We start from the raw sequence: 16,964 nt of genomic DNA, 5'->3' as shown, positions 1-16,964 counted from the left end.
GTATTCGGTACTGCCTTGCTGCGTTTGCGAAGCGTTGTGTTCGTCAGCAGCAGAGGAACGAGATTATGCAGTGCTTCGCTTAACTCGTCAACCCTCGTTTTTCTACAACACAAGCGGCGTTATCAATCTACCTAGCTCAACTACTTGATTTGGCTGAACTTTTCTTGTGCTGCAGAAGCAGGACGCGAACTATAGCAAATCGGACCAGGGGTATGCAAGATGCATCGAACAACTATGCATCGCCGGAGCAACAGCGCAGCCAACCGGCCGGCGCCCCCTCACGGCAAGAATTTTCCAATTGCTTGTGTGCTATCTTTGCCGCCTTCATCTTCCATGGAGATCCCATGCGCTTCCCGCACATCGCCCCCACGGCTCAACTCGAACTCGGCGCCGCGCTCGCCGCCGCCATCAATAACAAGACCAAACCGCTCGGCAGCCTCGGCGCGCTCGAACGCCTCGCCAGTCGCCTGGGCCTGATCCAGAGCACCGTCGCGCCCACGGTCCGCCAGCCGGCGATCCTCGTGTTCGCGGGCGACCATGGCGTCGTCGCGGAAGGCGTATCCGCCTACCCGCAGGACGTCACCTGGCAGATGGTCGAGAACTTCCTGGCGCAAGGCGCAGCGATCAACGTGTTCGCGCGCCAGAACGGCTGCGATCTGCACGTCGTCGATGCGGGCGTCAACCACGATTTCGGTCCGCGTCGCGGCCTCGTCGACCGCAAGGTGGCGCACGGCACGCGCAACTTCGCGCGCGAGGCGGCGATGACACCCGAGCAGTGCGCGGCCGCGCTGGAACACGGCGCCGCCCTGATGGCGGACTTGCCCGGCAACGTCGTCGGCTTCGGCGAGATGGGCATCGGGAACACGACGGCCGCAGCTAGCCTGATGCACAAGCTGACGGGGATTCCCGTCGCGGACTGCGTCGGCGCGGGCACGGGACTGTCTGCCGAAGGCGTATTGCACAAGCAGCGCGTGATCGAAGCGGCCGTCCGGCACCACGCCGGCGTCGACGAGCCGCTAGGGGTGTTGGCCACGTTCGGCGGCTTCGAGATCGCGATGATGACCGGCGCCATGTTGCAAGCGGCCGCGTTGCGCAAAGTCCTGCTGATCGACGGCTTCATCGCCACGAGCGCGCTGCTCGTCGCGACGCACATCGCACCGGCGATCCTCGACTATTGCGTCTTCGCGCACTGCTCCGACGAAGCGGGCCACCGCCGCATGCTGGACGCGCTGGGCGCCGAACCGCTGCTGCAGCTGAACCTGCGCCTGGGCGAAGGCACGGGCGCCGCGCTCGCGTTGCCCCTGCTGCACGCGGCCGTGAACTTCCTGAACGAGATGGCGACCTTCGCGTCGGCCAGCGTCAGCGAAAAATCCGCCTGATGCATCAGGTCAGGCTGTTCTTCATCGCGCTGCAGTTCTTCACGCGGCTGCCGATCCCGGCGTGGGTCGGCTTCGACGCGAGCTGGCTGCAGCATGCGTCGCGCTATTTCCCGCTCGTCGGCTGCGTGGTCGCGGCGCTCGCCGCCGGCGTGTACGCGGCAGCCGCGCTCGTGCTGCCGGCGCCCGTCGCGGCCGTGCTGTCGACGGCGGCCTCGATCTGGATCACGGGCGCGTTCCACGAAGACGGCTTCGCGGACACGTGCGACGGCCTCGGTGGCGGCATGACGAAGGAACGGGCGCTGGAGATCATGAAGGACTCGCGCGTCGGCGCCTACGGTGCGATCGGCATCGTGTGCATGCTGGCGACGAAGCTGTCCGCGCTGGCGCTGCTGCCGCCGCGCGTTGCCGTCGCCGCGCTGTTCATCGCGCATCCGTTTTCGCGCCTCGCTGCGACAGCGCTGATCTGGAAGCTGGATTACGTGCGCGGCGAAGGCAAGGCGAAGCCTCTCGCGCAGCAGATGACGGGCGCCGAATTCGCGCTCGCGGCGCTGACGTGCGTGCTGCCCGCGACGTGCGTGCTGGCTGCCGACGGGATGACGCCGGCTGCGCTGCTCGCCGCTACGCTGGCCGCGGCCGGCGCCGCGCTGTGGCTGGGCCGCCTGTTCGTACGCCGCCTCGGCGGCTACACGGGCGACTGCCTCGGCGCCGTGCAGCAACTGGCGGAATCGCTGGCATATGTCGCCGTGCTCGCCACGCTGGGCCACGGCGCCTGGGCCGCGGCATGACCCTGTACCTCGTGCGCCATCCGCAGCCGGACGTAGCGTCCGGCCTGTGCTACGGCGCCAGCGACGTCCCGGTGCGCGAGGCGGAACTCGCGCGCGTGCACGCGGCGCTCGCGGCACGCGGCCTGCCTGGCGACCTTCCCGTCTATGCGAGCCCGCTGCAGCGCTGCGCCCTGCTGGCCGAACGACTGGCGCTGGCTCACGTCACGCACGATGCCCGGCTGGCCGAGATGGATTTCGGCGCATGGGAACTGCGCGCCTGGTCCGACATCCCGCGCGCCGACATCGATGCATGGACAGCCGACCTGCTGCACTACCGTCCCGGCGGCGCGGAAAACGTACTCGACGTGGCACGCCGCGTGCACGCGTTCGGGGCCGACTTGCGCGCGCAGCACGCGCTGATCGTCTGCCACGCCGGCACGATCCGCCTGCTGGCGGCGCTGCACGGCGGCGCGCCGCTCGAACAAGCCGCGCTGCACGCGGCACAGACGCCCCATCGCATCGCCTACGGCGACGTCGTCGTGCTGGGCGTATAATGTCGGCGTTTTGGTGCTCGCGCCCGTCTCTCGGGCGCAGTTAAACGGGAAACACGAAGCGCTTTCGAACCAAGCGCCAACGTGTGCTGCCCCCGCAACGGTAAGCAAGTGCCGCCCGCGTTCGACGCGTGCGCGGCAACCGTCTTCACATACCACTGTGCATCCGCATGGGAAGGTCGGACGGCCATACTTGCCAGCCCGGATACCGGCCAAAAGGTGGAAGCGAGCAATGCATCGCACACTTCCGTTCACCTGGCTGACGGGGACGTCGGCCGGTTGGTCCACACAATAAAAGTCATGTCCATTCCTGTTTCCCGGCAGGCGGCCGCGCTTTCGCTCGCATTCGCCGCCGCCGCATCGGCCCACGCCGATCCCGTTCCCGACACCGTCGTCGTCACCGCCACCCGTACGCCACAGCGCGCCGACGAGGTCATCCCCGATACCGTCGTCGTCACGAGCGACGACATCGCGCACGCCGGCGCAGGCTCCGTGGCCGACGTGCTGCGCCGCCAGCGCGGCATCGAAATCGCGCGCAACGGCGGCGCCGGCACCAGCACGAGCGTGTACCTGCGCGGCGCCAACGGCAACCAGGTCGTCGTGCTCGTCGACGGCGTGCGCATCGGCTCCGCAACCACCGGCACGGCAGCGTGGAACGCGATTCCCCTGTCGGCGGTCGACCACATCGAGATCGTCTACGGTCCCCTGAGTTCCCTGTACGGCGCGGACGCCATCGGCGGCGTCGTGCAGATCTTCACCAAGCAGGGACAGGGCCAACCGTCCTTCAGCGCCGGCGCGGCCGGCGGCACGTACGGCACGAACCGGTACGATGCCGGCGTCGTGGGCTCGACGGACGGCGAACACGCCGTGACGTATGCGCTCGGCGGCGCGCGCGAAGAATCGGACGGCTTCTCGTCCACGCGTCCAGGCTCGTCGAGCTACAACCCCGACGATGACGGCTACACGCGCACCACCGTCAACGGTCGCGTGACCATGCGGCTGGCCGACGGCCACGAGATCGGCGCGCAATTCCTGAAGAGCCGCCTGAGCGCGCAGTACGACAACGGCAAGTCGACGTTCGACGCCCGCAACCGCCAGGAAGTCGACAGCTACGCCCTCTTCCTGAACGACCGCTTCCTGCCCGGCTGGCGCAGCAGCGTCCAGGCGGCGCGTTCGGAAGACAAGCTGGGAAGCTTCACGAGCACGGCCCCTTCCGGTACGACGCAGCTGAACACGCGCCAGGACGAGTTCACGTGGCAGAACACGTTCGACCTTAACGGCGCCACGCTGCAGGTGCTGGCGAACCACCGCAAGGAGCAGGTACTGTCCAGCTCCGTCGCGAACCTGAACCGCAGCCGCGTGACGAACGCCGTCGCGGCCGCGTACGACGTGCGACGCGGCAGCCACCTGCTCGACGTCAGCGCCCGCAACGACTGGTCGGAATACGGCGCGAAGACGACGGGCGCCGCCGGCTACGGCTACGAGTTCACGAACGACTTGCGCGCCACGGCGAGCGTCGGCACGAGCTTCCGCGCGCCCACGTTCAACGAATTGTTCTACCCGGGCTACGGTCTCGCATCGAACGAGCCGGAACGGGGCCGTAACGCGGAGGCAGGTGTGCAATACCGCGTGGCCGGCGTCGACCTGCGCGCGAATTACTATCGCAACCGGCTGACCGACATGATCGTCTCCGTCACGCCATGCCCGAGCCGCACCGGCAGCTGTGCCTACAACGTCGACCACGCGCTGCTGGAAGGCCTGACCCTCGCGGCCGACACGCGCATCGGCAACCTCGCCCTGCGCGCCAGCGCCGACCTGCAGAACCCGCGCGACGAGACCACCGGCAAGCAGCTGGCCCGCCGCGCGCGCCGCCACGCCGCCGTCGGCGCCGATTACAGCCTGGGCCAGGTCGACAGCGGCGTCGAGCTGCAGGCGTCCGGCCGCCGCTTCGACGACGCCGGCAACACGTACCGCCTCGGTGGCTATGGCCTGCTTAACCTGTACACTACATGGCACCTGACGCGCGACTGGTCGCTGCTGGCCCGCGTCGACAACGCGGCCGACAAGCACTACGACCTGGCGCGCAACTACGGCACGGCCGGGCGCAGCTGGTTCGCAGGCATCCGCTACGGCATTCGCTGATCACCATGTACCGACGAGCCATGCACCTAGTTCCAACGCCCGCGCGCCAGCGCGCTGTTCCCGTCATCGCCGCGTTGCTGTGCGCGGCGCTCGCCAGCCTGCTCGTCGCGGGCATGAGCGGGTCGATCGCCGTCGCGCCGTCCGACGTCCCGGACGCGCTGGCGCAGGTGTTGCGTGGCCGGCCGGAGTCGCTGGCGGCATCGCTCCTCGATCTGCGTACGAGCCGCGCGCTGATGGCCTTCGTCACCGGCGGCGCGCTCGCGCTGGCTGGTGTCATGATGCAGGCGCTGCTGCGCAATCCGCTGGCCGAACCTTACGTGCTCGGCATCTCCGCCGGCGCATCTGTCGGCGCCCTGTTCGCGCTGCTGATGCTGTGCGCGGCCGCCACCGTCGATCTCGCGGCAATGGGCGGTGCGGTGACGGTCGCGCTGCTGCTGTACCTGCTGGCGCGGCGCGACATGCGCAGCGGCGTCGCAGCCGAAGGCGGCACGTCGATGCTGCTGCTGACGGGCGTCATCCTGTCCTCCGCCAGCATGGCCCTCGTCACGCTGATGCTGTCGATCGCGCCGGAAGGCCGTCTGCGCAGCATGGTGTTCTGGATGATCGGCGACCTGGCGGGCGCGCCGCTCCGCATCCTGCCGTGGCTCGTGCTGGGCGCAGCGCTCGCGTACGCGCTGCGCAACGCGCGCGCGATGAACATGCTCGCGCTCCATGCGGAAGCCGCCGCCACGCTGGGCGTGCGCGTGGGCGCCGTGCGCAAGGGCCTGTTCTTCACGTCGGCCGTGCTGACGGCCAGCGCCGTGACGAGCGCCGGCGCCGTCGGCTTCGTCGGCCTGATCGTGCCGCACGCCTGCCGCTTCGCGTTCGGCCCGGACCACCGCGTGCTCGTGCCGGCCGCCGTGCTGGGCGGCGGCAGCCTGCTCGTGCTGTGCGATACCGTGGCCCGCACCGTCGTCGCGCCGACCCAGCTGCCGGTCGGCGCCATCACGGCGCTGATCGGCGCGCCCGTCTTCCTGTACCAGCTGCACCGGTTGCACAAATGATGATCGCGACTCGACAACTGGAATTACGAATCGGCGGCCGCGTGCTCGTGCAAGGCCTGGACTGGGACATCCAGGCCGGCGAATGCTGGTCCATCATCGGCCGCAACGGCGCCGGCAAGAGCACCTTGCTGCGCGCCGTGGCCGGCCTGCGCGCACCGGACGGCGGCACCGTCGAGCTGCAAGGACGGGCGTTGTCCGCCTGGCCGCTGGAAGCGCTCGCGCGCGAACGGGCGTACCTGCCGCAGGCGCGCAGCGACGCCTTCGCGTACAGCGTCATGGAAACCGTGCTGTCGGCACGCCATCCGTACCACGCCAACCATTACTGGGAACAGACCGACGACCATCACGCGGCGATGAACGCGCTCGCGGCGATGGAAGTCGACGACCTGGCCGCGCGCGACGTGCGTACCTTGTCCGGCGGCGAGCGCCAGCGCGTCGCGATCGCCGCCCTGCTCGCCCAGGACACGCCGCTCTTGCTGCTGGACGAGCCGGCGAACGCGCTCGACCTGGCGCACCAGGTGCGCACGATGTCGCTGCTGGCGCGCCTGTGCCGGCAAAGCGCCAAGACCGTCGTGATGATCGGCCACGACCTGAACCTCGCGCACAGCATCTCCACCCACGCCTTGCTGCTGATGGGCGACGGCCGCTGGCATGCCGGCCCCGTCGACGACGCCATGCAGGCACCGCTGCTGAGCAGCTATCTCGGCCACCCGATCGACGCGATCGAGAACAAGGGCCGGCGACTATTCATTCCCCTGGAGGCACCACATGACTGATCTGACACCCGAACAAACGGCGGCCCTCAACGAGCGCCACCGCGTGCGCATGGAACGCAAGAAGGCGATCATCGACGCCAAGATCGCTGCAGCCGACAAGAAGATCGGCATCATCATCGTCAACACGGGCAACGGCAAGGGCAAGAGCTCGAGCGCGTTCGGCATGGTCGGACGCGCCCTCGGCCACGGCATGAAGGTGGGCGTCGTCCAGTTCATCAAGGGCGCGATGTCCACCGGCGACGAAATGTTCCTGCGCCGTTTTCCCGACGACGTCAGCTTCCACGCGATGGGCGAAGGCTATACGTGGGAGACGCAGAACCGCGAGCGCGACATCGTCAAGGCCGAACAGGCGTGGGAGCAGGCGCGCCGTTTCCTTTCCGATCCGGCCTACGGCCTCGTCGTGCTGGACGAATTGAACATCGCCCTCAAATACCACTACCTCGACGTGCACACCGTGATCGCCGACCTGCTCGACCGCCCGGAGATGCAGCACGTCGTCGTGACGGGCCGCGGCGCGCCTCCGGAACTCATCGCCGTCGCCGACACGGTGTCCGAAATGACCGACGTGAAGCACGCATTCAGGGCGGGCATCGCGGCCCAGGCCGGGACGGAGTGGTGATGGACACCGGCGCACGCATGGTGCTGATCGCGGCCACCGCGTCCGGCCAGGGCAAGACGACGGTGACGGCCGCGCTGGCGCGCAAGCTGCGCCGCATGGGGCAGCGGGTGCAGGTGTTCAAATGCGGGCCGGACTTCATCGACCCGATGATCCTCGAGCACGCGAGCCGCGCGAAAGTCCATACGCTCGACTTGTGGATGGTCGGCCTTGAGCAGAGCCGCCAGCGCCTTGCGCGTGCCGCGCGCGAGGCGGACGTCGTGCTCGTCGAAGGCGTGATGGGCCTGTACGACGGCGATCCATCCGCCGCCGACCTCGCGCGCACGTTCGACTTGCCCGTGCTGGCCGTGATCGACGCCGCGGCGATGGCGCAGACGGCCGGCGCCGTCGTGCTTGGCCTGCGCGACTACGGCCCCGTGCGGATGGCCGGCGTCATCGCCAACCGCGTCGCGAGCGAAGGCCATGCGCGCATGGTAGCGGCGTCGCTGCGCGACATCCCGCTGCTCGCCACGTTGCCGAAGCAGTCGCGCCAACTGCCGGAGCGCCACCTGGGCCTCGTCGTGCCGGGTGAAATCGACGCCATCGACGATCTCCTCGACACGCTGGCCGACCAGTTGCAACTGGACGAGGCGGCATGGAATGCGCTCGCGCCACGACCGCTGGACGCGCCGCTGCCCGAAGCGCCGGTGCCGCCGCTGCTGGCCGGGAAGACGGTGGCGATCGCGCGCGATGCGGCGTTCTGCTTCCTGTACCCGGCCAACGTCGATACGCTGGAAGCGCTGGGCGCCAGCGTGCGCTGGTTCTCGCCGCTGGCGGACGAGCCGGTGCCGCCGGATGCGAACGCCGTCTACCTCCCGGGCGGTTATCCCGAGCTCCATGGCGCGGCGCTGGCGCAGGCGATGCACTGGCGCGACTCGATCCGCGCCGCGCACGCGGCCGGTGTACCGATCCTCGGCGAATGCGGCGGCATGATGGTGCTGGCCGACACGCTCGCCGACCAGGATGGCCGCGAGTGGCCGATGGCCGGCCTGTTCCCGGGCCGCGTGCAGATGCAGCCGCGTCTCGCCGGGCTCGGACCGCAGGCGGTGGAAACACAGGCCGGGCAGATGCGCGGCCACACGTTTCACTATTCGCGACTGGAGACGCCGCTCGCACCCACCGCGTGGACCGTCAAGCATCCGTCTGGCGCGCAGGGCGAAGCCGTGTACCGTGTCGGCTCGCTGACGGCATCGTACTTCCACGCGTTCTTCGCATCGAACCCGGCCGCCGCCGCAAGCCTGCTGCGGGGAGACCTCGCGTGACCCGCACCTTGCTCCTTGGCGGCGCCCGGTCCGGCAAGAGCGGCCTGGCAGAACGGCTCGCGCGCGAATCCGGCAAGGGCGTGGACTACGTCGCGACGTCGTACGCGGGCGACGCCGAGATGGCGGCACGCATCGCCCACCATCGCGCGCGCCGGCCGAGCGGCTGGACGACGGTCGAGGAGGCGACGGCACTGGCGGCCACGCTGCGTGCACTGTGCGCGCCGGAACGCATCGTGATCGTCGATTGCCTCACCTTGTGGCTGACGAACCTGATGTTCGCGGCACAGCAGGACTTTCCTGAGGTCGGTCCCATCGAGTTGCCGCCGCTGTTCGAGACCGAACGCGCCGCCTTGCTGGACTGGCTGGACGCGCCTCCGGTCGGTGACGTCGTGTTCGTATCGAACGAGGTCGGCATGGGCATCGTGCCGTACGGCGCCGTGTCGCGCGCGTTCGCGGACGAAGCGGGCCGCCTGAACCAGGACGTGGCCGCACGCTGCGACCGCGTCCTGTTCGTCGCGGCCGGGCTGCCGCTCGCGCTGAAAGGCGCGCCATGCTGAGCGGGCTGGCGCCGCACACGCTCGCGCTGGCCCTCGTCGCCGGCGTCTTGCTCGACCTGTGGCTGGGCGAGGCGCGGCGCTGGCATCCGCTCGTCGGCTTCGGCCGGCTCGCGTCCGTGCTGGAACGCCGCCTCAACGCGGGAAGGCTCCGCATCGCGCGCGGACTGCTGGCCTGGATGCTCGCCGTGCTGCCGTTGACGCTGCTCGCCTGGCTCGCGTGCGCGACCGCGGGCGCGGCCCTGCACGCGCTGCTGCTGTACCTGGCCATCGGCCTGCGCAGCCTGCGCGACCACACGCTGCCGATCCACGCGGCGCTCGCCGACGGCGATCTGGAGCGCGCCCGGACGCTGACGTCGCGCATCGTCAGCCGCGACACGGCGCAGGCCGGCGAATCGGATGTCGCCAAGGCCGGCGCGGAATCGCTGCTCGAGAACGGCAACGACGCCGTGTTCGGCACGCTGTTCTGGTTCCTCGTCGGTGCGGGGCCAGGTGTCGTCCTGTTCCGCCTCGCGAACACGCTGGACGCCATGTGGGGCTACCGCAACGCGCGCTTCGACCTGTTCGGCAAGGTGGCCGCGCGCATCGACGATGTGCTGAACTACGTGCCGGCGCGTCTCACCGCCCTGTCGTACGTGCTGCTGGCGGAACGGGGACGGCTGCGCGCGTGGCGCTGCTGGCGGACGCAGGCCGCCGCGTGGAGCAGCCCGAATGCGGGCCCCGTGATGGCCAGCGGCGCCGGCGCACTGGGCGTGCGGCTGGGCGGCGAGGCCGTGTACGACGGCGTGACGGAAGAGCGTCCCGCGCTCGGCGCCGGACCCGACGCATGCGCGGACGACATCGTGCGCGCCTGGCGCCTCGTCTTGCGCACCACGTTGCTGTGGGTGATTGCCGCCTGCGCCGCGCTGTTCGTGCTGGATGGGGTGCTCCGTGCTTGAACACGGCGGCAACCTGCGCGCGGCGCAAGCGCGCTATGGCGGCACGGACTGGATCGACCTCTCCACCGGCATCAACCCACACGGCTATCGGGCGCCTGCGCCGTCGGCCGAAGCATGGCATCGGCTGCCCGAGCCGGACCAGGACCTCGTGCGTGCCGCATGCGACTACTACGGAGCGCCACAGCTGCTGCCGGTGGCAGGCACGCAGGCCGCGATCCAGGCCTTGCCGCGCCTGCGGGCCGAGCTGGCCGGGCCGGCGCGCGTGACGGTGGCCGCGCCGTCGTATGCCGAACACGCGCATCACTGGGGCCGGCACGGCCACGCCCTGCGCGAAGTCGCGTACGACGCGCTCGACGATGCCGTCGCCGCAAGCGACGTCCTCGTCGTCGTCAACCCGAACAATCCGACCGGCGCGACGGTGGCGCCGGAACGGCTGCTGGACTGGGCGGCGCTTCTGGCGGCGCGCGGCGGCTGGCTCGTCGTGGACGAAGCGTTCGGCGACACGGCGCCTAGGCGCAGCGTCGCGGGGCACGTCGGCCAGCCGGGACTCATCGTGCTGCGCTCCGTCGGCAAGTTCTTCGGTCTGGCGGGACTGAGGCTCGGCTTCGTCGGCGCGCAAGAACCGCTGCTGGCGGCGCTTGATGACCTGCTCGGTCCCTGGGCCGTCAGCGGTCCGGCGCAGGAAATCGCGATCGCCGCGTTGCGCGACCGCGGCTGGCAACAGGCGACGCAGGCACGCCTCGCGCGCGACGGCGCGCGCATGCGTGCGCTGCTCGCGGACCACGGCATCGACGCCCGCGGCACGCCGCTTTTCCACTGGTGGGCGGCACCGCGCGCCGACGACTTTCATCAACACATGGCGCGGCACGCGATCTGGGTGCGGCTGTTCCCGGACGCCGCCCGCGGCATCCGCGTGGGCCTGCCCGGGAGCGAATCCGCATGGCTGCGCATCGAACAAGCACTCCGGGAATGGAACGACATATGAAACGAACGACCAGCATCATCGCAGGCGCGCTCCTGCTCGCGGCCGGCCTGCAGGCGCACGCCGCCATCACCGTCAAGGACGACGCGGGCGCCACCGTCACCGTGGCAAAACCGGCGCAGCGCGTGATCTCGCTGGCGCCGCACGTCACCGAACTCCTGTTCGCGGCCGGCGGCGGCAGCCACATCGTAGGCGTCGTCTCGTATAGCGACTTCCCGGAGGAGGCGAAAAAGATCCCGCAGATCGGGTCGAACCGCGAGGTCGACCTGGAACGCATCATGGCCATGAAGCCGGACCTCATCGTCATCTGGCGCCACGGCAGTTCGGAGCGGCAGATCGACATGCTGCAGAAACCGGGCATTCCCATGTTCCACAGCGAGCCGCCGAAGCTGGAAGACATCGCGGACAACGTGCAAAAGCTCGGCCAGCTGATGGGGACGGACGCCGTCGCAGGACCGGCCGCCGCCGACCTGCGCAACCGGATCGCCAGCCTGCGCAGCCGTTATGCGAAGCGTCCCGTCGTGCGCAGTTTCTATCAAGTGTGGGACAAGCCCCTGTACACGCTGAACGGCCGTCACATCGTCAGCGACGCGCTGCGCCTGTGCGGCGGCGAGAACATCTTCGACAAGCTGGCCGTGACGGCGCCCGTCGTGTCGGTCGAGGCCGTGCTGCAGGAGAATCCGGAAGCGATCTTTGCCACCGCCGAGAAGAACTACGGCGGCGTGAGCATGTGGAAGCCGTACACCACCCTGACCGCCGTCCGCAACGACAACCTGTTCACGATCGACGGCAACCTCCTGAACCGCGCAGGCCCGCGCATGGTCGCCGGCGCCGCGCAGTTGTGCGAGAAACTCGAACTGGCGCGCAGCCACCGCGCCAAATGACGCGCTTCCCCTACTCCACCCTGATGGTGCAGGGCACGACGTCGGATGCGGGCAAGAGCACGCTCGTCGCCGCGCTGTGCCGCCTGCTGGCCCGCCGCGGCGTGCGCGTCGCGCCGTTCAAGCCGCAGAACATGGCCCTGAACAGCGCCGTCACGAGCGACGGCGGCGAGATCGGCCGCGCCCAGGCGCTGCAGGCCACCGCGGCCGGCGTGGCGCCGCACACGGACATGAACCCGGTGTTGTTGAAACCGTCGAGCGACATCGGCGCGCAAGTCATCATCCATGGCCGCGTGCGCGCCGAGATGGATGCGCGCGACTACCATCAGTACAAGACCGTGGCGATGCAGGCCGTGCTGGAATCGCATGCGCGGCTGCGCGCCCAGTACGACACCGTGATCGTGGAAGGCGCCGGCAGCCCGGCCGAGATCAATCTGCGCGACCGCGACATCGCCAACATGGGCTTCGCGGAAGCGGTGGACTGCCCCGTCATCCTCATCGCGGACATCGACCGCGGCGGCGTGTTCGCCCACATCGTCGGCACCTTGGCCTGCCTGTCGGACAGCGAGCGGGCGCGCATCGTCGGTTTCGTCATCAACCGCTTCCGCGGCGACATCGGCCTGCTAGAACCTGGCCTCGACTGGCTCGAACGGCAGACGGGCAAGCCGGTGCTGGCCGTGCTCCCGTATCTGCACGGCCTGTACCTCGACGCCGAGGACGCGGTGCAGGCGGTGGCGCCGGGCACGGGACACTTCCGCATCGTCGTGCCCAGCTATCCGCGCATGAGCAACCACACGGACTTCGATGCGCTGCGCGTCCATCCGGACGTCGACCTGCGCTTCGTGCGCGAAGGCGAGCCGATTCCCGATGCGGACCTCGTCATCCTCCCCGGCAGCAAGAACACGCGCGGCGATCTCGCGTGGCTGCACACGCAAGGCTGGCCGGAACGCATCCGCCGACACCTGCGCTATGGCGGCAGGGTGATCGGCATCTGCGGCGGCTTCCAGATGCTGGGGTCGTGCATCGACGATCCGCACGGCGTGGAAGGCGCGGCCGGGCATTCGAAAGGACTGGGCCTGCTGGACCTCGGCACGACCTTGACCCGGCAAAAACGCCTGGCGCAGGTGCACGGCCGCTGCGCGTTCGGGCCGGATGCGGTGGACGCGGCGATGACGGGCTACGAGATTCACATGGGCGTCTCGACGGGCAGCGCGGTGGCGCGGCCCGCGTTCGAGATCGACGGCCGGCCCGAGGGCGGTTGCTCGGACGACGGCCAGGTGCTGGGCACGTATCTGCACGGCTTGTTCGACCATGCGGATGCGTGCGCGGCGCTGCTGCGCTGGGCCGGGCTGCACAGCGCGCACGTGGTCGACACGGCCGCGCTGCGCGACGCGAGCCTGGACCGGATCGCGGATGCGGCCGCGCCGCTGCTCGACCGGTTGATCGCGCTCGCGTAGTCCGCGTGGCGCCGCGCTACGGCGCCGGCCTTATTTGCGCAGCAGCTCCGCACCAAAGGGCTCGAGCCGCAGCGTGCCGTTCCACGTCTGGCCGCCAAGCACACCGGCGGCGGCGCCATCGATCTTGACGTCCTGCGGCTTCGTCGTCGTGTTGACGTACAGCGTGCGGCCATCGACCTCGCGGGCATACACGCCTTCCGGCGTCACGGGGCCGCGCGCGATACCCAGCGATGCGTACAGGCTGCGGTACAGGGCCTGCATCACGGGACGCTGCGCAGCCGTGGCGACGTAGATCGCCCTGCCCTGGCCAAAGCGGTTTTCAGTGATCGCGGGCGGCGAGCCTTCGACATTCGTCAGGCGGGCGACGACCTTCGCGGTGGACGGCTCCAGCACTTCGTAGAACTTGGTGGACGTGGTCACCGTCTTGCCGTCGAAGCCGACGTCGAGCGGCACGTCGGCGTTGTAGTACTCGCTGGTGCGCAGGCCGAACACGTCGCTGAGGCGCCCCGGCAGCGGCGTGTCGAATACCTGGCCAGTCTCGCTGACCTTGGCGGAGAAGGCCGTCATCACGACGGTGCCGCCGCCTTCGACGTAGCGGCGCAATGCGTCCGCGCTGTCCTTGTCCATCACGAGGTCCGCCGCGACGACGACCATCTTGTAGCGGCGCAGATCATCATGTCCCACGTGGATGACGGCCGTGTCGATGTTGTCGTTGAAGATGGGCGCGAACGCGTTGTGGACCTGGTCCATGTACGGGATCGTGAAATACTGGCGCATCGTGTTCGACGGCCCCGGCGGGTTCGACGCGTTGCGGCTGTCGAAGGAATACGCGAACGCGACCTGGGGTTCGGTATGACGCGGAAAGCCCATGCCCTGCAGCGTCTTGAATTCGCTGGCGATCGCGCCGAATTCCGCCAGCTTCCACGACGGCTTGCTGTCGTGATCGAGAAGGCCCATCAGCATCTGCTCCTCGCCGCCCAGGTGGGAATTGTACGTCCACGCCATCACGGACTGCGCGCCAAGGAGCAGGCCCAGATTCGCCCACATGCGCGAACGGCCTTTCGTGCCGTAGTAGCCGCCGCCGCCCGCCGTGAATTCGTTGAACCAGATCGGTGTATCCAGGCCCGCCTTCATCATCAGGGCCTCGAACCCCGACCCGACCGGTTCGCCCGGATAGAAGCCCATCGCGCCGTAATGCGTGTATTGACGGTACGTCGACAGATAATCGAAGCCTTTGCGCCCGGCGCTGTCCCACAGGTTCGAAATCGCGGGCTTGTCCGGCGCGTACTTGGCGCGGACGGCTTCCAGGTCCTTCAGCACGTCGATCGTGTTGTCGGACCAGAAGCGGTGCAGGTCGAGATTGCGTTCGGCCGGGCCGGGACCATCCGCGTACGGCAGTTCGACCTCGTCCCACGACGACAGGTGACGCGACCAGCGCTGGGTCGCCCAGGCCTTGTTCAGCGCATCCAGCGTGCCGTATCTGCGCTTGAGCCAGGCGATGAAGCGCGTCCGGTCGGCCTGCGAATACGACATGAACGTGTTGCCGATCTCGTTATCGAAGCCGATGGCCAGCACGGCGGGATGCTTGCCGTAGCGCTGCATCATCCGTTCGGCGAGGCGCACCGCGTGGCGGCGGTAGTCCGGATCGCTGATGTCCAGCATATAGCGTTCGGCCGGATGCACGACCGCACCCTGTGCGTTCACCAGGTTCACGCCGGGGTATTTTCGATGCAGCCACAGCGGCGCCGGCGTGCCGGGAATGTCCACGATCACCTTGATGCCGTTGGCCTGCATGGCGTCCAGGATGCGGTCGAACGCGGCGAACGTGAACTTGCCGTCGGCCGGCTCGAAGTAATCCCACGACAGGTCGCCCATCCGCACAATGTTGAAGCCAGCCTCCTTCATCAGCGCGATGTCGCGCTGGATCTGGTCGGGCGTGCGGTCGACGGGCTGGTAGCACGTACCGACGAAGAGTTGGCCAGGGCCGGGCCAACCCGCGGGTGCGGCGAGCGGCATCGTTGTAGACGCGGCCAGCGTGGCCAGGGCGAAGGCGATCTTTGCGACGAGTTTCATGGTGGACGTTGTGTGGATTGCGACCTCCACAGCATAGAGGCATCCGTCGCCGCCTTCTTAACGGCTTTGCGAAAAATTTGGCCACGATGCAGGATTTGTTATTTCTGGTGCAGGTCCTGCTGTGTGTCCGGCGCCGTCCGCGTCGATGCCGGGCTGTCGGGCTTGATGTCGGGCCGCACCGTCACGCTTCTGAACGTCTTGGGCGTGCAGCCATATTCTTCCTTGAACAGCTTGTTGAAATACGAGACGTTGCCATAACCGACGGAGTAAGCAACTTCGGCGACGGTCGCGGCAGGATTTTCAGTCAGCAATCTGGCCGATTCCGTCAGCCTCAATTTTTTCAGATAAGTGGTAAAGGTCATGCCGAGTTCCGCTTTCAGGAAGTCGTTGACCTTGTTGCGATTGGTCCCCGTTCCCGCGACGACGCTTTCCAGGTCCAGTTCGGAATTCGTGTAATTCGTCGCGATGAAGCGCAGGACGGCCGCCTTTTCCTTGTCTTTGAACGGTTCCAGGGTCAGTTGCCGGTATGCGACCAACGGCTGATCCTTCCTGAGCTTGGCGTCCAGGCTGGCGGCGAGTTCCCGCGCATGTGCCCGGAAAAACCAGAACGCGAAGGCACACCAGCTGCTCACGAGGATGACCGCCAGCGCGACGAGATAGCGATAATCGCGTCCGTGCAACGTCACCTTGGTGATTTCCACGCGGCTGTCGCGATCGCGCGGGCTTTGCTGGCTGATGCCGAATACGAATTTTGCCACCTGGTTCAGCTTGTAAGACTGGTGCGAGAGGTCGAGATGCATCCTGTCGTACCACCACTGCGGGATAGTCAGCCGCGTCAGGTCAAGCGATATCGGCACGCCTTTTTCCTCACACGAGAAGAACGTGAGCGGAGACGGGTAGGTCAGGTAGTCGCCGGGCTTCGACACTGTCGCGTCGAATGTCGGCAGGGCGAAGATCAGAATGTTCAACGGATTGCATTTGGCCGTGAACGATATAGTGTCGTATTTCGACAGATCCACCGGCATTACATTGCCGTTGCCGTCTTCGAACACCATTTCGGCTGACGCAAACGAATATGGCGCAGGCCGCGTGAGCCGGTAGTCGAAACGGAGCGCCCGCAGGCCGGATTCGATGATGCGTATCGGCGCGCTGCCGCCCTCAGTCGCCACAGTGGTCGTGGCCGTGCGCCAGTACAGACCGCCGGCGCCCGACGGCATGAGGGTGGCGGTTGGGTAGCTCTGGTATACGCAGACGCAGGCGATCAGCGCGTCCACGACCAGCAGCAGAATGAGCGCAAATAGCGCTTTTTTATAGAAATTTTGCATTTTGCTCACGTCTCATGTTTCCTGCGACGCCTGCGCTGGATGGGGCAGCTGGCGAACGCGATGTCTCGTCCAGGAGCTTACCTTTGCGGAGCCCGATAACGTAACAAGGCGTCCGCTTTTTTTTATAACGATGCAAAAATTTTCGTTTGCAGGGACGAATTTGTTATCTGTTTGGATACTGC

At 67.9% G+C, this 16,964-nt stretch carries 15 protein-coding genes and 1 riboswitch; of the genes, 13 read left to right on the top strand and 2 right to left on the bottom strand.

The features are described 5' to 3' along the window. Positions 1–344 precede the first annotated feature (344 nt). The 13 genes from cobT to NX784_RS28230 all read left to right on the top strand — a co-directional run bounded on the left by cobT (position 345) and on the right by NX784_RS28230 (position 13,384). Complete coding sequence (cobT, locus tag NX784_RS28290) at positions 345–1,379, top strand: nicotinate-nucleotide--dimethylbenzimidazole phosphoribosyltransferase (RefSeq protein WP_258820008.1); 1,035 nt, start codon at positions 345–347, stop codon at positions 1,377–1,379. Beyond that, on the top strand, positions 1,379–2,164 hold the full coding sequence (locus NX784_RS28285; protein ID WP_258820007.1) for an adenosylcobinamide-GDP ribazoletransferase: 786 nt from the start codon (positions 1,379–1,381) through the stop codon (positions 2,162–2,164). The genes cobT and NX784_RS28285 overlap by 1 nt, the downstream gene beginning before the upstream one ends. Continuing rightward, on the top strand, positions 2,161–2,697 hold the full coding sequence (locus NX784_RS28280; RefSeq protein ID WP_258820006.1) for a histidine phosphatase family protein: 537 nt from the start codon (positions 2,161–2,163) through the stop codon (positions 2,695–2,697). The genes NX784_RS28285 and NX784_RS28280 overlap by 4 nt, the downstream gene beginning before the upstream one ends. Beyond that, positions 2,692–2,925, top strand: a riboswitch (cobalamin riboswitch). Its footprint overlaps the gene before it by 6 nt. Before the next feature lie 69 nt (positions 2,926–2,994). Beyond that, positions 2,995–4,836, top strand: coding sequence for a TonB-dependent receptor plug domain-containing protein (locus NX784_RS28275; protein WP_258820005.1), 1,842 nt, complete (start codon positions 2,995–2,997; stop codon positions 4,834–4,836). 20 nt (positions 4,837–4,856) lie between these two features. Beyond that, positions 4,857–5,879, top strand: coding sequence for a FecCD family ABC transporter permease (locus NX784_RS28270; protein WP_258820004.1), 1,023 nt, complete (start codon positions 4,857–4,859; stop codon positions 5,877–5,879). Next, positions 5,879–6,655: an ABC transporter ATP-binding protein gene (locus NX784_RS28265; RefSeq protein WP_258820010.1), complete on the top strand. Its 777-nt coding sequence runs from the start codon at positions 5,879–5,881 to the stop codon at positions 6,653–6,655. Before NX784_RS28270 ends, NX784_RS28265 begins: the two co-directional genes overlap by 1 nt. Beyond that, on the top strand, positions 6,648–7,274 hold the full coding sequence (gene cobO, locus NX784_RS28260) for a cob(I)yrinic acid a,c-diamide adenosyltransferase (RefSeq protein ID WP_258820003.1): 627 nt from the start codon (positions 6,648–6,650) through the stop codon (positions 7,272–7,274). Before NX784_RS28265 ends, cobO begins: the two co-directional genes overlap by 8 nt. Next, positions 7,274–8,572: a cobyrinic acid a,c-diamide synthase CobB gene (locus NX784_RS28255; protein WP_258820002.1), complete on the top strand. Its 1,299-nt coding sequence runs from the start codon at positions 7,274–7,276 to the stop codon at positions 8,570–8,572. Before cobO ends, NX784_RS28255 begins: the two co-directional genes overlap by 1 nt. Next, a complete protein-coding gene (cobU, locus tag NX784_RS28250) occupies positions 8,569–9,129 on the top strand; it encodes a bifunctional adenosylcobinamide kinase/adenosylcobinamide-phosphate guanylyltransferase (protein ID WP_258820001.1) in 561 nt (186 codons plus the stop codon). Before NX784_RS28255 ends, cobU begins: the two co-directional genes overlap by 4 nt. Continuing rightward, entirely contained in the window at positions 9,123–10,064 is a 942-nt protein-coding gene (gene cbiB / locus NX784_RS28245; RefSeq protein ID WP_258820000.1) for an adenosylcobinamide-phosphate synthase CbiB, read from the top strand. The genes cobU and cbiB overlap by 7 nt, the downstream gene beginning before the upstream one ends. Beyond that, positions 10,057–11,049, top strand: coding sequence for a threonine-phosphate decarboxylase CobD (cobD, locus tag NX784_RS28240; protein ID WP_258819999.1), 993 nt, complete (start codon positions 10,057–10,059; stop codon positions 11,047–11,049). Before cbiB ends, cobD begins: the two co-directional genes overlap by 8 nt. Further along, positions 11,046–11,930 carry a cobalamin-binding protein gene (locus tag NX784_RS28235; RefSeq protein ID WP_258819998.1) on the top strand — a complete coding sequence of 295 codons (885 nt, stop codon included), beginning with the start codon at positions 11,046–11,048 and terminating at the stop codon, positions 11,928–11,930. The genes cobD and NX784_RS28235 overlap by 4 nt, the downstream gene beginning before the upstream one ends. After that, complete coding sequence (locus tag NX784_RS28230) at positions 11,927–13,384, top strand: cobyric acid synthase (RefSeq protein ID WP_258819997.1); 1,458 nt, start codon at positions 11,927–11,929, stop codon at positions 13,382–13,384. The genes NX784_RS28235 and NX784_RS28230 overlap by 4 nt, the downstream gene beginning before the upstream one ends. 30 nt (positions 13,385–13,414) lie before the next feature. On the opposite strand, the gene NX784_RS28225 is transcribed toward NX784_RS28230, so the two are convergent. After that, positions 13,415–15,457 carry a beta-galactosidase gene (locus NX784_RS28225; RefSeq protein WP_258819996.1) on the bottom strand — a complete coding sequence of 681 codons (2,043 nt, stop codon included), beginning with the start codon at positions 15,455–15,457 and terminating at the stop codon, positions 13,415–13,417. A 98-nt stretch (positions 15,458–15,555) separates the two neighbouring features. Continuing rightward, a complete protein-coding gene (locus NX784_RS28220) occupies positions 15,556–16,782 on the bottom strand; it encodes a helix-turn-helix domain-containing protein (protein WP_258820009.1) in 1,227 nt (408 codons plus the stop codon). Positions 16,783–16,964 lie beyond the last annotated feature (182 nt).

The sequence above is a fragment of the Massilia pinisoli genome, from assembly GCF_024753285.1.
GTDB lineage: Bacteria > Pseudomonadota > Gammaproteobacteria > Burkholderiales > Burkholderiaceae_D > Telluria > Telluria pinisoli.
The sequence above is the reverse complement of the archived record's forward strand: the minus strand, read 5'-3'. Positions and strand labels throughout refer to the sequence as shown.

Coding starts and splice junctions, on each gene's coding strand:
- cobT (WP_258820008.1), top strand. CDS start 345: ATGCGCTTCCCGCACATCGCCCCCACGGCTCAACTCGAACTCGGCGCC.
- NX784_RS28285 (WP_258820007.1), top strand. CDS start 1,379: ATGCATCAGGTCAGGCTGTTCTTCATCGCGCTGCAGTTCTTCACGCGG.
- NX784_RS28280 (WP_258820006.1), top strand. CDS start 2,161: ATGACCCTGTACCTCGTGCGCCATCCGCAGCCGGACGTAGCGTCCGGC.
- NX784_RS28275 (WP_258820005.1), top strand. CDS start 2,995: ATGTCCATTCCTGTTTCCCGGCAGGCGGCCGCGCTTTCGCTCGCATTC.
- NX784_RS28270 (WP_258820004.1), top strand. CDS start 4,857: ATGCACCTAGTTCCAACGCCCGCGCGCCAGCGCGCTGTTCCCGTCATC.
- NX784_RS28265 (WP_258820010.1), top strand. CDS start 5,879: ATGATCGCGACTCGACAACTGGAATTACGAATCGGCGGCCGCGTGCTC.
- cobO (WP_258820003.1), top strand. CDS start 6,648: ATGACTGATCTGACACCCGAACAAACGGCGGCCCTCAACGAGCGCCAC.
- NX784_RS28255 (WP_258820002.1), top strand. CDS start 7,274: ATGGACACCGGCGCACGCATGGTGCTGATCGCGGCCACCGCGTCCGGC.
- cbiB (WP_258820000.1), top strand. CDS start 9,123: ATGCTGAGCGGGCTGGCGCCGCACACGCTCGCGCTGGCCCTCGTCGCC.
- NX784_RS28235 (WP_258819998.1), top strand. CDS start 11,046: ATGAAACGAACGACCAGCATCATCGCAGGCGCGCTCCTGCTCGCGGCC.
- NX784_RS28230 (WP_258819997.1), top strand. CDS start 11,927: ATGACGCGCTTCCCCTACTCCACCCTGATGGTGCAGGGCACGACGTCG.
- NX784_RS28225 (WP_258819996.1), bottom strand. CDS start 15,457: ATGAAACTCGTCGCAAAGATCGCCTTCGCCCTGGCCACGCTGGCCGCG.
- NX784_RS28220 (WP_258820009.1), bottom strand. CDS start 16,782: ATGCAAAATTTCTATAAAAAAGCGCTATTTGCGCTCATTCTGCTGCTG.